Genomic DNA, 12,273 nt, shown 5'->3' on the forward strand with positions numbered 1-12,273 from the left:
ATACAAAACTTGTGAAGCGGAAAACGTCCGGGCAAATTAAACACGAATTATCAGAGTTACGAAATTCAGTAAAAAAATTAAGTTTTGTTAACGGAAAGTTATTGAAAGGCGTAAAATCCCGGACTGACTTAACATTTAAGTAAAATATAAGAACATTTTTAGAGTGATTTTTGCCAAAGTTTTCTTTTCAGGTTGTACTGCCTTTAACAAGTATTGAATTTTATCTCGTTCGTCCGTATTCTGACGCTAATTATGAAATCTATTATTTACACTTTTTTCTTTATTCTGTTTTTCAAGACAGCAATTTTTGCCCAGGCACCTCTTCGTTATACCACTGCACAAGCACATTCGCATAACGATTACGAACAAAATATTCCTTTTCTACGCGCTTATCATCAACAATTCGGGTCAATCGAAGCAGATATTTTTTTGAGGAATGACAGCCTTTTTGTCGCTCATGATCAGAAATATATTACGTCAGAAAATACATTTTCCAATCTCTATCTGAAACCGATCTTAGCACTGATCAAGAAAAATAACGGGAGTATCTATCCCGACAAAAAGTTGGGATTGCAATTGCTGGTCGATCTGAAAACGCCTGGGAGCGTAACAATTCCGGCGCTTGTTAAAGAGCTGCAGCCCTATGCTTCAATACTTGCTCCAGAAGGGCCGGTTAAAATTGTTTTGAGCGGTGATACGCCGCCACCAGCACAGTTCAGTCAATACCCTGATTATATATTTTTTGATGGCCGCCCGGACATTCAATATACCAAAGCGGAGCTGGAACGTATCGGCTTAATCAGTCAGTCATTTACAAATTATACAAAATGGAACGGCAAGGGAATTCTGGTCAAAAAAGAAAAAGAGGCTCTTGAAGCCGTAATCAGGCAGGTTCACGGGCAAGGAAAAAAAATCCGGTTTTGGGCCACACCTGACGAAGTAAACGCATGGAAGATGCTGATGAATATGGGTTTAGATTATTTGAATACAGACAAAGTCGAAGAACTGGGACCATACCTTAGAAACCGGGCTAACGCTGAGTATACCGCATCACAGGCACACCCTATTTACAAACCATCTTACAAGAATAATGACAAAGCATCCAGGGTTAAAAATATCATTTTATTGATAGGTGATGGAATGGGTCTGGCTCAGATATATTCAGGCCTTACAGCTAATCGCGGAGAACTTAACCTTTCCCAATTTTTAAATATTGGTTTTTCCAAAACCAATGCGGCTGATAGCTACATTACCGATTCTGCTGCTGGCGCAACTGCGATGGCAACCGGACAAAAAGCCCGAAACAGGGCAATTGGTGTCGATACCAATAATATTCCATTGAAAAATCTTCCGGATATAATCAAACCATTGGGGATCAAGACAGGTTTAATTTCTGCCGGTAATATCACGGATGCCACACCCGCTGCTTTTTATGCTCATCAACCGGAACGCAGTATGGACAGTACCATCGCACTTGATTTTTTAAAATCAACTGTCGACATTATGATCGGAGGCGGTGCAGGCGTTTTCAACAAAAATAAAGTTTCAGACTCACTTCGTACCAAAGGATTTCAGGTTTCCAATCAATGGCAAGATCTGACTTCTTTAAAAGCACCATTTGTACTTTTAGATGATTCAAAGACGGTTTCCATGTTGAAAGGAAGAGGAAATTCTCTCACTGAATCATTTGCAAAAACACAGCAAACTCTTTCTAAATCAGGAAAAGGCTTTTTTATAATGGCAGAGGGAGCGCAGATCGACTACGGTGGACACGCCAATAAAATCCCATATGTGGTAACAGAAATGCTCGATTTCGATCAGCTTATCGGCGAAGCTTTACGGTTTGCCGATACTAATGGCGAAACCCTGGTTATTGTCACGGCCGACCACGAAACAGGCGGTTTAACATTGCTGGACGGTGATTTGAAAAAGGGTTATGTAGACGGAAGTTTTAGTACGAATGATCATACCGCCGTAATGGTTCCTGTTTTTGCATATGGCCCTCATGCAATAGATTTCCGTGGTATTTATGAAAACACTGAAATCTTCAATAAGATGCTTACGATCTTCAGGAAATACAGCAAGAAATAATATACAAAATCAATCAGGAAAATTTCGTCCATTCAAAGAGCAAACCGGATCAGAGTAAAGACCTGTTAATTTTACCTCTTTACTTCGTATCCATACTTTTACCAATTTTTTACTACTAAATTCTTACTAATGAAAAACGTATTTTTAATTCTGCTGGCTCTGGTAATTACAACGGCTGTTTATGCGCAGAAAAAACCTGAAACTATTAATATTGCATCTTACAACCTGCGCTATGACAATAAAGGTGATGGTATTAATGCATGGCCTAACCGTAAGGAAATGGTTAAAGGCCTGATACGGTTCCACGAATTTGATATCTTCGGGACACAGGAAGTATTGATCAATCAGCTGCATGACGTCGAAGAACTAAAAGAATTTGCTTTCCTTGGCAAAGGTCGTGATGACGGAAAAGAAGGCGGAGAACATTCAGCTATTTTTTATAAAAAAGATCGTTTCAAAGTATTAAAAAATGGTGACTTCTGGCTGAGCGAAACTCCTGATAAACCTGGCAAGGGCTGGGATGCCACCTGCTGTAACAGAATTTGTTCATGGGCTAAATTCCAGGATTTTAACACAAAAAAAGAATTTTATTTCTTTAACGTTCACTTTGACCATCAGGGCGTAGAAGCACGTCGCCAGTCAGGGACTCTTATGGTTAAAAAGATAAAGGAAATCGCCGGAAATTCACCGACAATTTTAACGGGTGATTTTAACTCCACACCGGAAACTGAACAGATTAAAGCGATCCAGACACTTTTGAGCGATTCTCACGAAGTGACAGAACAACCGAAATATGGTCCGGAAGGAACGTTCAACAGTTTTGAATTTGATGCTCCAATGGACAAGAGAATCGATTATATTTTTGTGAGCAAACCCATCAGAGTTTTGAAATACGGGGTCCTTACTGATGCAAAAGAGCAGCGTTATCCATCGGACCACCAACCTGTGGTAATCAAAGCGATCATTAATTAACAGAATTTAAAGGCCTGACCAGTAGAATGACCTAGAAAATCCTTGTGGTTATTGAAGTAAATCTCAATCACTACAAGGATTTTTCATGTCATTACGAAGAGAATTTTTGAGGAAGGCCTTTTTGGGAAGTGCCGCGGCGATAGTAGCTCCAACGATTTCATCAGCAGAATTTTCGCAGCGACAAAAGTTTCCTGAAAAAGAGGCGACCGGTTACACCATTTTATTCCAGGGCGATTCCATAACAGATGGAAACAGGACGAGAAATACAGATTGGAACCATGTGATGGGCCACGGCTTTGCTTACCTGATAGCCAGCCGACTTTGGTTTGATGATCCTGAAAGGAAATTTCAATTCTTCAACCGTGGAGTTAGCGGAAATAAAATCACTGATCTTGCAGCACGATGGCAGGCAGATACAATCGATCTGAAACCGGATCTGATTAATATTCTGGCAGGTATCAACGATACAGAAGCCGCTGTGAAAGGCAATAAAGAACAGACGCTAAAACAATTTGAATCAGACTATCGCGCGCTTTTGGAACGGACAAAGAAAGAATTACCGGAAATTCAGATCGTCCTGGGAATTCCGTTTATACTACCTGTCGGACGAGTAAAAGACAAGCTGGAAATTTATCAGAACGAACTAAAACCAAGACAGGAAATTGTTCGAAAACTGGCAAAAGAATTCAGCGCCATAGAAATTGATTTTCAGGCGGAATTTGATCACGCTTTGACAAAAGCCCCGGCGGATTACTGGATCTGGGACGGCATTCATCCTATGCCAGCCGGACATGAATTAATGGCAAGAGTCTGGATAAAAGAAGTGCATAGAAATATAAAATTCATAAAATGAATTATCTAAAAGCAGAAAACCGGGCATTTTGTCCGGTTTTCTGCTTTTCATATTTTCTATGTATTTTATCTGCTTATCCAGCTGAATTCGTATTGCAATTCGGGAATACGTGTGCGATCTGCAATGCGGCGTAAACGTGCAGGCAAAGCCATCAAATAATCACGTGCCTTTTCTGCACCTGAATTAAGATCTCTTACAGTTCCGATTTCCCATTCTGCAAGCAAAGATTCAAGGATTTCAATATAGTCCATCGTTGTATAAACTCCAAGACGCTGGGCAGCATCCGAGAAATGTGAGAATGTATCTCCCATTTTCACGCCTGTTTCACGAAGGAAATGAGCTGGCATTACAATTTTTTTCTTCATCATATCCTCCAGTGCCAATATCAGTTCAGAAGGATCGACTGCCAAAATACGGCTTACAAATGCTTTGTAAGCTTTTGCATGACGCATCTCATCGGAAGCGATCACACCGCAGATTTTCGAAAGATGCGGATTACCAAACTGCTTAGAAAGTGTGGCTGTACGGCGGTGAGATACGTTCGTGGCTAATTCCTGGAACGAAGTATAAATAAAGTTACGGTATGGATCGCGGTCTGTTCCAATGTCGAAACCATCGGCGATTAAATATTGTGTTGACACTTCCATCGCACGCATGTTCACGCGGCCCGATAGATATAAATACTTGTTCAGTAAATCTCCGTGACGGTTTTCCTCTGCTGTCCAGGCCCTCACCCATTTCGACCATCCGGAAGGATTATCCACCTGATCTACGCCAATCACGTCCATTAACCACGATTCGTAGGTAGGAAGTGCCTCTTCGGTGATCGTATCTCCGATCAAAACTGCTATATAATCGTACGGTAAATCCCTGCAACTTTCCTGCAATAATTTCACTTCGCTGAAAAAGTTTTCATTACTGGCGTCCGGCAAAAAATCAGTTGGCTGCCAATTTTGATCAATCGGTTTCAGATATTCTGCCATCAGGGCATCGAGGTCCTTTCCTACATGTTGCATGACTTCTAGTCGTGCTGCTGAAAGTTCGGTTTCCATTGTTGATTCAATTTTAAACTCATATTATACTTTCACAAAGTACGTGAATTTAATGTAAGTTATACATGACAAATCTCATTTCATGCTTTACAAATTTTCACAATCGGTGTACATTTGGATTATTTTTGTGTAAAAAAGGGAATGAAAAAAATTATAGACTACCTCCTGAGCATTATTTACCTTATCCATTTCGGGCTTACGTTATTGATTTTTCATGCGTTACAGGTTATAGCGCTCAATATTTTCGGGAAGAAAGCACATGAAAAAGTAGTTGATTATCTTAATTTTTTTCTGACCTATGGTTTGTATTTTACCGGCTCAACAGTTTCCCTGAAAAATCGAACAGTTATCCCCGACGATCGCCCAATTATTTTTGTAGCCAATCACCAAAGCACTTTCGACATCCCGGCGCTGATCTGGTTTTTGAGAAAACGTCATCCTCTGTTTGTTTCGAAAATAGAACTTGCAAAAGGAATTCCGAGCATCTCCTATAACCTTCGAAAAAGCGGCGCGGCGTTAATCAATCGAAAAGATGGAAAACAGGCAGTCAGTGAAATTTTACGTTTAGGAAATCTGATAAAAGAAACAACTGGTGCTGCCATTATATTTCCGGAAGGAACGCGTACGGCCAGCGGTATAATGAAGCCGTTTGTTGCAGGTGGTGTGGCAACTTTGCTAAAAAAAGCTCCCAATTCGCTTATTATTCCAATTGCCGTCGCTGGAACCGGGGCATTTAATCCAAAAGGAATTTTTCCATTGAAGTCTTTTTCTAAATTGTCATGGACAGCATTGCCGGCTATCGAACCTGCCGGAAGAAAAGTAGAGGAGATTTTGATTGAGGCCCAGGAAGCGATCCGGGCAGAATTGAAATTAGGGTAGAACTCTTGCCTTAAATTTAAACTAACTACGTACTTAAACCTTTGCCGGGTTGTGAATTGCTGCTAATTGCTTTCGCACAATTCTTATATACTATTCTGCATTTCGGATACCAAATCCCGAAGTGATGGAATAATTATGGAAAAACCGAACGAAACAATATCCGAAAACCCGTAACAGGTGTTATTACTTTAAATATTGTTCTTCTCCCAACAGCGAAAGTATCTCGCCAGATCAACCACTGCTACCGTTATAATTCCGAACAACACCACTGTGCATTACCCTGATAATAAAGCAGTTGGAAAACACCAAAAAATTCAACTTTATCTTTATTTATTGCCTTAACAATCATTAACAAGTGCGCTTTAAACCTATCTTAAAAATGTGCCTCTAACCGACGAACTTTAAAAATTACTACCATGAAAAAGATACTTTTTGTAGCCGCAATTTTAGCATTTGGTTTTACTAACGCATCAGCTCAATACGGCTACGACCGGGGCCGGGGTGACGTATACCGCAATAGCCCGCGTGAACAGCGTGATTTCGGGGTAAATTCTTTGCAGAGAGAAGCACGTCAGCAAATCGCAGCGGGCATTCAGCGGGGAACTTTGAATTCACGCGAGGCAGCCATCCTGATGAACGAATACGACCGCATTGCCGATCGTGAAAGAAGATATAGTTCTCACGGGCGTTTGTCTCCAAAAGAAGCCAGAAAATTAACCAACGATCTGGAGAGATTAATGGCAGAAACACGTCAGATGAGTCACAGACGTGGAGGCGACAATTGGGCAAGAAGCCCAAGAGGCAGATACTAAAAAATTGAAGAGCAGTTGAAGGTTTAGGTAATTCGAAAAAGCATTTCCCGGTTTTGGGAAATGCTTTTTTTATTCAGAAATATCGCACCAGCTTCACATGGGATTTTTTAAAACCTTCTTTTTGATAAAATCGGTGGGCATTTTCACGAACATTATTTGAAGTTACCTCGATCTGTAAAGCAGATTTACTTTTGGCAAAAAAAACCAAGGCTTCGACTAATGCCTTACCGATCTCTTTTGAACGATACTCCTCCTTCACAAACATTTCCTGGATTTCCGCGACCATACAAACGTGATGCAGCAACGGCTGAACGTGACAACTACCCATCCCAACCGGTTCCTGGTCAAACTCGGCAATTAGGTAACAAATATGTGGCTGCGCAAGGTTATGACGAAAAACAAAATTAAACGACTCCCGGCTTAAAATTTTATTTTCAAGATGGCAGATCATATTGTAAATAATTTCTTCATCCTTGTCTGTTGCCGTTCGAATATGAAGTTTAGAAGAAATCATAGATCAGTTGATTAGTATTGCTGTAACTCCGCCGAATCGTGAATAAATGTACCTTTGTCCGGTAACTGAGCTAATCTTACCATTCCATTTGCAACCTTGGATGATTCGATCGCTGCATATTTTTTTAATGGGCCAATCATAACAGGATTCAAAATTTTCGATAATATCTCGCCAATTTTTTCCCCCGTACGGGTTTCGCCGCGATCTCCTAATAGCAGTGATGGTCTTAAAATATGTAATGTTTCAAAATGAAGGTCTGTAAGTTCTCTTTCAATTTCCCCTTTCACCCGATTATAGAAAATCATGGATTTTGCATCAGCGCCCATGGAAGAGACAAGCAGATATTTTGTGGAACCGTTCAATTTGCCAAGCCGGCCAATTTGCAGAGGATAGAGAAAATCTACTTTTTTGAAAGATTCTTCTGATCGGGCTTTCTTTATAGTCGTTCCCAGACAGCAAAAAATATCATCCGCCTTAACAAGTGACGCATCGGGATTATCGAAGTTGAAGAAAATCTCATTTAGTTTCTGGTGTTGTATTCCGGTATCTCGCCTGGTCAGAATTTTTACTTCACCATAGTCTTCTGAGTTTAATAAATTTTGAAGTACTTGTTTACCGACAAGTCCGGTAGCTCCTATCAATAATGCAGTTTTATATCGTGGGTTAGTCATAGCATAACGTTTAAAAAATGCAATTTAAAAAGTATACCGTCAAGTTGACAAGTATATCAAAAAATGTATACGTAAAACGCGTACATTTTTAACTGCATATTTAAAACTTAGCTATTTTATTTTTCGGGCCAAAGAACAGTGACCTTCCCCGATCCGCTTATAATTTTATTATTGTATTCCTGAGTTTCCGTAGCGGATAATTTACTGATATCTATTCGGCTCCCATCGCACCCGTAACTGATACATCCAATGCAGGACATATAACTAGTATAATAATTAAATATAGGATTGCCATTTACTTCAACAAGCTTGACGGTCAGAATATTATCTTCCTTTCGATCCTTTGCCTCTTGGATCAATTTACGGAGCCATGGCAATTCCTGAACCGGATAATTTACTCCGCAGACAGTCGCCTTTATTGCGCCAGATTTATTTCTCTCTATTTCATCCTTTTTACAAGAAAAAACAAAAACCAGTAGTAGAACAATAGCAGTAGCTCTCATAGATTTATTCATTTAGAATTACAGCTATGACACACATAAATTTAAAAACGTTGTAATAAGCTCGGTGGGAGAAATTATACAAAAGCACTTTCCCCTGTGATAGCTCGTCCCACGATCAGTGAATTAATTTCCTTGGTTCCCTCATAAGAATAAATTGCCTCTGCGTCCGCAACGAACCGGGCAATATCATATTCCAGCAAAATACCATTTCCTCCAAAAAGCTCACGGGCATGATCCACTATTGAACGCATACGCAGCGTGCAAAAAACTTTGGCAAGTGAAGCGTGTTCATCTGCAAGTTGCTCACTATCCTGCAATTGCGACAGACGATATACCATCGTTTGCATTGCCGTCAGATCGCCCAGCATGGTCACCAGCAGATCCTGCACCAATTGAAATCCCGCAATCGGACGGCCAAACTGTTTTCTTTCCATGGTATATTTCAGCGCAAGTTCATAAGCGCCGCGTCCACAACCAACGGCCTGCCAGGCAACGCCCGCTCTGGTCATCCTTAAAACATTGGCAGTGTCTTTAAAAGAATTGGCGTTTTGAAGCCTGTCCATTTCCGGCACTTTACAATCTGTCAGCGTAATAAGAGCATTCTGAACGGTTCTCAAAGCCATCTTGTCCTCCATCTTTTTTGCTTCAAAACCCGGATTGTCCTTTTTAACAATGAATCCTTTCACCTGATTATCGTCCAGATTTCTTGCCCAGATAATTGTTATATCCGAGAACGTGGCGTTACCTATCCATTTTTTCTGACCATTCAAAACCCATTCGTCACCAACCTTTTTGCAAGTCGTGGTCAAGCCGCCGGCAGCACCTGAGCCCACTTCCGGTTCAGTTAAACCGAAAGCGCCGATAATTTCCATGCGCTGCATAATAGGAAGCCAGTATGCTTTCTGTTCTTCTGAACCACACAAATATATCGAACCCATCGCAAGGCCACTATGAACGCCAAAAAACGTTGAAATAGACGAATCGACACGCGCCATTTCCATAGCAATAAATCCTTCCAGCAAAGCTGACTTTCCTGCACATCCATACCCCTGATACGTCAACCCGCAAATATTCAACTTTGCCATTAACGGAATGATATGCATCGGAAAATGTGCCTTGTTCCAATATTCATTCGCAATAGGGCGAATCTCGTTATTCATGAATTCCCTTACTTTCAACTGAATTTCCCGGTCTTCTTCCGTAAGTGTTTTATCAAGCTCATAAAAGTCTCCATTGACGGGAGGATGCTCTTTCTTTTTTGCAGCTCCGGCCTGCATCATCCTCACCATTTTAGCGAGATCGGCATCGTCCATTTTAGAGACAGTTGCCATCAATTTATTCAGGTCAACTCTTTTGGACAATTTACTAACCGCATTTAAATCTATACTTTTTAAAATTCCGCGTATTTGAGAAAAAGATTCAAAGAAACTCATCTGAATGGATTTAAGATTGTTGAATGATATTCCTAAAGAAGTAGGAACGGCAATAAATCTATTCCTTAATTTTAGAAGAAATCCTTTGCAGCTAACGCTGACGAAATCAGGATGCTTCCATTTCTTATAGATTCTGAACGATCCTGGCTTGTGTCAATATGTAGAATTTTATGAACACCGGGGTTGATTTCTACCCTGATTTTCATTAAAAAACAGCCGGTACAAGATTTGAAACGCATTAATAAAAACTGACAAAGTCATGAACAAGGAAGACAAAAATAAAAATGTTGAAGGTGGCTCGCCATCAAGATCCGGCCCAGGGGACGAGATTTTACAGGAGGATGATAGCCAAAAACCTTCAAAGGAGATAAAGAAGGAAGCAATCGACGAATCTGAGTCGGAGAACATGACCGACCAGAGAGGTTATAACGAGACGGACCCGAACGTCCCCGTAAAAAGCACGAAGAAATAACAACTATAATTCGACCATATAACCAGAAAATGACGCCCCTATGGAGCGTCATTTTTTATTTACAATATCTTTTATTTGTAAGAAAGTGCTTCGATTGCAGCAGCAAGATATACAAATGGCGCATTCCAGTTTATGGCGATTTCGTTGGAAGCATAGGAACAATCCGCGTCGACAAAAGACTCATCGGCGAACTTATTCGGATATCCTTCGCATTTATCCTGTTGACCCGGATTAGGGCCTCCTGATAAAAGTCCCGGAACCGGCTCAACAATTCCATCTGCAATCGACGGTCGGTGGTGCGGATGCATGACCTGTTTTGATCCAAAGCCCGTCAAAAACGAATACCCTGTCGCGTTTCGGCCCAGAATATAATCCAGATTACTTAAAGCAGCATTGAGATAATTTTTGTCTTTTGTCAGTTTATACGCCTGAATCAAAGCGATTCCCTGGTTGGCAGCCACTGCACTGCTCCCCCAGGCAAAATCTTTCGCCACTTTTCCCATCACTGTCTGATAAGGTTGGTTATCAAGATTTTTTAATAAGTCATCTGAAAAATTAAGCACAGTATTCTTGATCGATCTCAAATATTGCTGATCGACAGGCCCCAGCTGTTTTTCATGTCGGATGATTGTGTAATAAGCAAGTGCCTTAACCTGGCTCCAAGAAGGAAGCGGCATCGGCTTATCGGTTTCAAAGGAAATATTTTTCAGATAATTTTCGTCTTTAGTCGTGATATACATTTCAGCAGCCGCCCAAATCAGTTCATCGCTTCCATCTTTATCTTCATATCCACCAGTAACGACGTCCGGATCAAATTTTGTGTTCATTTCATTTTGATTGTATAGAACGGCAGGATTTTTCTGGACCCAGCCCCATCCTCTTGTTGCAGCAATCTGACACGAATCGGATAATCCCGGTAATTGTTTTTCATATACTTTAAACACACGGCTTGCCTGGGCCATTACGGCTACAAAATCCAGCGTCGCGATCGTATTTTTTTGAACTGCATAGCGAGGATTTTTACACGCATCCGGCATAATCATGCCGTCAAAGCGGGGATTGGTCAGTTTGTGGTAAACACCTCCGTCAGCTGGGTCCTGCATGGTAAGCATCCAGCGAAGATTCCATAAAACTTCATCCAGCAAATCTGGAATGGCGTTCTGACTTTCAGGAATATTTGTTTTCAAGTTTTTAAAATAAACAGGAAAATCTTCATACACCGAAAGTAGTGTGCCCATCGTTATTCCTGAATTGACAATGTATTTGTTATAGTCACCGGCGTCATACCAGCCACGGGGTGAGCTCATCACTGTTCCCGCAGGACGTTCAGGCGAAGCAGCGGAAGGATGAATAAGGATTTTATCGTCAGGATGTCCAGCCGCACGTGCCCATTTCCCTGCAAACTTTTCGGGCAAAGCAACAGATGCTCTCTGATAATAAAATCCCCGGATTGCAGCAGTGGCAACACTTTTATGTATTTCATTCTTTATTTCGAAAGGATACGAAACACCCAGCGATGATACTTCCAGGACATATTTTCCAACTTTCTGGACAGAGGAAAAATCAGCTACACGACTCTTCTTTCCCGAGTATGGACTTTTGAGAACAGGGCCAAGCTTACCTTTAAAAATAACTTTTTTGGTTTTCAGATCGCGTAAAAAAAATTCCGCACCTTTTTCTCCCACAACAATAGCTTTTTTCTGAGCAACCGGGTAAAATCCAACCTGATTCAATCGAATATCGTTCGTTGGCTGAGCGATTTGCTTTTCATTCTCCCAAACACGTAACGAATCAGGGAGTTCTGTTTTAGTATCGGCAGCGCCGCGAGCAATACTACTCAGAGCAGATAAGTTAGCCAATAATAAAATGGCAATTGAAATATTTAACGATTTTCCCAATGATGATATGGTTTGAGTTGTAATAAATTACTGGATTTCAAGTGTTACTTACCAATAGTATAGTACTATACTATTGTATACTACTTACGATTATATAGTAAAATTCGCGATCTTTGTAATGTC

General features: G+C 40.7%; 12 protein-coding genes. 6 read left to right on the plus strand and 6 right to left on the minus strand.

Features of this window, described 5'->3' with window-relative positions; all coding sequences use genetic code 11:
* Positions 1-252 precede the first annotated feature (252 nt).
* The 3 genes from BMY70_RS10105 (at position 253) to BMY70_RS10115 (ending at position 3,916) form a co-directional block, all read left to right on the plus strand.
* Complete coding sequence (locus tag BMY70_RS10105; RefSeq protein ID WP_090335057.1) at positions 253-2,091, plus strand: alkaline phosphatase; 1,839 nt, start codon at positions 253-255, stop codon at positions 2,089-2,091.
* A gap of 129 nt (positions 2,092-2,220) precedes the next feature.
* Positions 2,221-3,063 (plus strand): endonuclease/exonuclease/phosphatase family protein, encoded by an 843-nt coding sequence (locus BMY70_RS10110; protein WP_090335058.1) that lies wholly within the window; start codon positions 2,221-2,223, stop codon positions 3,061-3,063.
* A gap of 85 nt (positions 3,064-3,148) precedes the next feature.
* Entirely contained in the window at positions 3,149-3,916 is a 768-nt protein-coding gene (locus BMY70_RS10115; RefSeq protein WP_090335059.1) for an SGNH/GDSL hydrolase family protein, read from the plus strand.
* 65 nt (positions 3,917-3,981) lie between these two features.
* On the opposite strand, the gene BMY70_RS10120 is transcribed toward BMY70_RS10115, so the two are convergent.
* Positions 3,982-4,968, minus strand: coding sequence for an acyl-ACP desaturase (locus tag BMY70_RS10120; RefSeq protein WP_090335060.1), 987 nt, complete (start codon positions 4,966-4,968; stop codon positions 3,982-3,984).
* Between the two features lie 141 nt (positions 4,969-5,109).
* Between BMY70_RS10120 and BMY70_RS10125 the strand changes: the two genes are divergently transcribed.
* Both BMY70_RS10125 and BMY70_RS10130 read left to right on the plus strand, forming a co-directional pair.
* Positions 5,110-5,847, plus strand: a complete 738-nt coding sequence (locus tag BMY70_RS10125) for a lysophospholipid acyltransferase family protein (protein ID WP_090335061.1) — start codon at positions 5,110-5,112, stop codon at positions 5,845-5,847.
* A 416-nt stretch (positions 5,848-6,263) separates the two neighbouring features.
* Entirely contained in the window at positions 6,264-6,659 is a 396-nt protein-coding gene (locus tag BMY70_RS10130; protein WP_090335062.1) for a hypothetical protein, read from the plus strand.
* A 73-nt stretch (positions 6,660-6,732) separates the two neighbouring features.
* Here the strand turns inward: BMY70_RS10130 and BMY70_RS10135 are convergent, their stop codons facing one another.
* From BMY70_RS10135 to BMY70_RS10150, 4 genes are all read right to left on the minus strand, one after another.
* Entirely contained in the window at positions 6,733-7,173 is a 441-nt protein-coding gene (locus BMY70_RS10135; RefSeq protein ID WP_229209559.1) for a GNAT family N-acetyltransferase, read from the minus strand.
* An 11-nt stretch (positions 7,174-7,184) separates the two neighbouring features.
* Positions 7,185-7,844: a Rossmann-fold NAD(P)-binding domain-containing protein gene (locus BMY70_RS10140; RefSeq protein WP_090335063.1), complete on the minus strand. Its 660-nt coding sequence runs from the start codon at positions 7,842-7,844 to the stop codon at positions 7,185-7,187.
* A gap of 116 nt (positions 7,845-7,960) precedes the next feature.
* A complete protein-coding gene (locus BMY70_RS10145) occupies positions 7,961-8,347 on the minus strand; it encodes a hypothetical protein (RefSeq protein ID WP_143072081.1) in 387 nt (128 codons plus the stop codon).
* Positions 8,348-8,421: 74 nt separating this feature from the next.
* The gene (locus tag BMY70_RS10150) at positions 8,422-9,780 is read right to left on the minus strand and encodes an acyl-CoA dehydrogenase family protein (protein WP_090335065.1); all 1,359 of its coding nucleotides are present in this window, start codon (positions 9,778-9,780) and stop codon (positions 8,422-8,424) included.
* A gap of 259 nt (positions 9,781-10,039) precedes the next feature.
* Between BMY70_RS10150 and BMY70_RS10155 the strand changes: the two genes are divergently transcribed.
* Positions 10,040-10,252 (plus strand): hypothetical protein, encoded by a 213-nt coding sequence (locus tag BMY70_RS10155; protein WP_090335066.1) that lies wholly within the window; start codon positions 10,040-10,042, stop codon positions 10,250-10,252.
* Between the two features lie 71 nt (positions 10,253-10,323).
* Here BMY70_RS10155 and BMY70_RS10160 read toward each other — a convergent pair whose 3' ends face one another.
* A complete protein-coding gene (locus tag BMY70_RS10160) occupies positions 10,324-12,012 on the minus strand; it encodes a glycoside hydrolase family 9 protein (RefSeq protein WP_229209583.1) in 1,689 nt (562 codons plus the stop codon).
* Between the last annotated feature and the right edge of the window lie 261 nt (positions 12,013-12,273).

It is taken from the genome of Dyadobacter koreensis, assembly GCF_900108855.1.
Taxonomy (GTDB): Bacteria; Bacteroidota; Bacteroidia; order Cytophagales; family Spirosomataceae; genus Dyadobacter; species Dyadobacter koreensis.

What these genes read in the sequence shown, in the direction of transcription:
- BMY70_RS10105 (WP_090335057.1), top strand. Translation starts at nt 253, where the DNA reads ATGAAATCTATTATTTACACTTTTTTCTTTATTCTGTTTTTCAAGACA.
- BMY70_RS10110 (WP_090335058.1), top strand. Translation starts at nt 2,221, where the DNA reads ATGAAAAACGTATTTTTAATTCTGCTGGCTCTGGTAATTACAACGGCT.
- BMY70_RS10115 (WP_090335059.1), top strand. Translation starts at nt 3,149, where the DNA reads ATGTCATTACGAAGAGAATTTTTGAGGAAGGCCTTTTTGGGAAGTGCC.
- BMY70_RS10120 (WP_090335060.1), bottom strand. Translation starts at nt 4,968, where the DNA reads ATGGAAACCGAACTTTCAGCAGCACGACTAGAAGTCATGCAACATGTA.
- BMY70_RS10125 (WP_090335061.1), top strand. Translation starts at nt 5,110, where the DNA reads ATGAAAAAAATTATAGACTACCTCCTGAGCATTATTTACCTTATCCAT.
- BMY70_RS10130 (WP_090335062.1), top strand. Translation starts at nt 6,264, where the DNA reads ATGAAAAAGATACTTTTTGTAGCCGCAATTTTAGCATTTGGTTTTACT.
- BMY70_RS10135 (WP_229209559.1), bottom strand. Translation starts at nt 7,173, where the DNA reads ATGATTTCTTCTAAACTTCATATTCGAACGGCAACAGACAAGGATGAA.
- BMY70_RS10140 (WP_090335063.1), bottom strand. Translation starts at nt 7,844, where the DNA reads ATGACTAACCCACGATATAAAACTGCATTATTGATAGGAGCTACCGGA.
- BMY70_RS10145 (WP_143072081.1), bottom strand. Translation starts at nt 8,347, where the DNA reads ATGAGAGCTACTGCTATTGTTCTACTACTGGTTTTTGTTTTTTCTTGT.
- BMY70_RS10150 (WP_090335065.1), bottom strand. Translation starts at nt 9,780, where the DNA reads ATGAGTTTCTTTGAATCTTTTTCTCAAATACGCGGAATTTTAAAAAGT.
- BMY70_RS10155 (WP_090335066.1), top strand. Translation starts at nt 10,040, where the DNA reads ATGAACAAGGAAGACAAAAATAAAAATGTTGAAGGTGGCTCGCCATCA.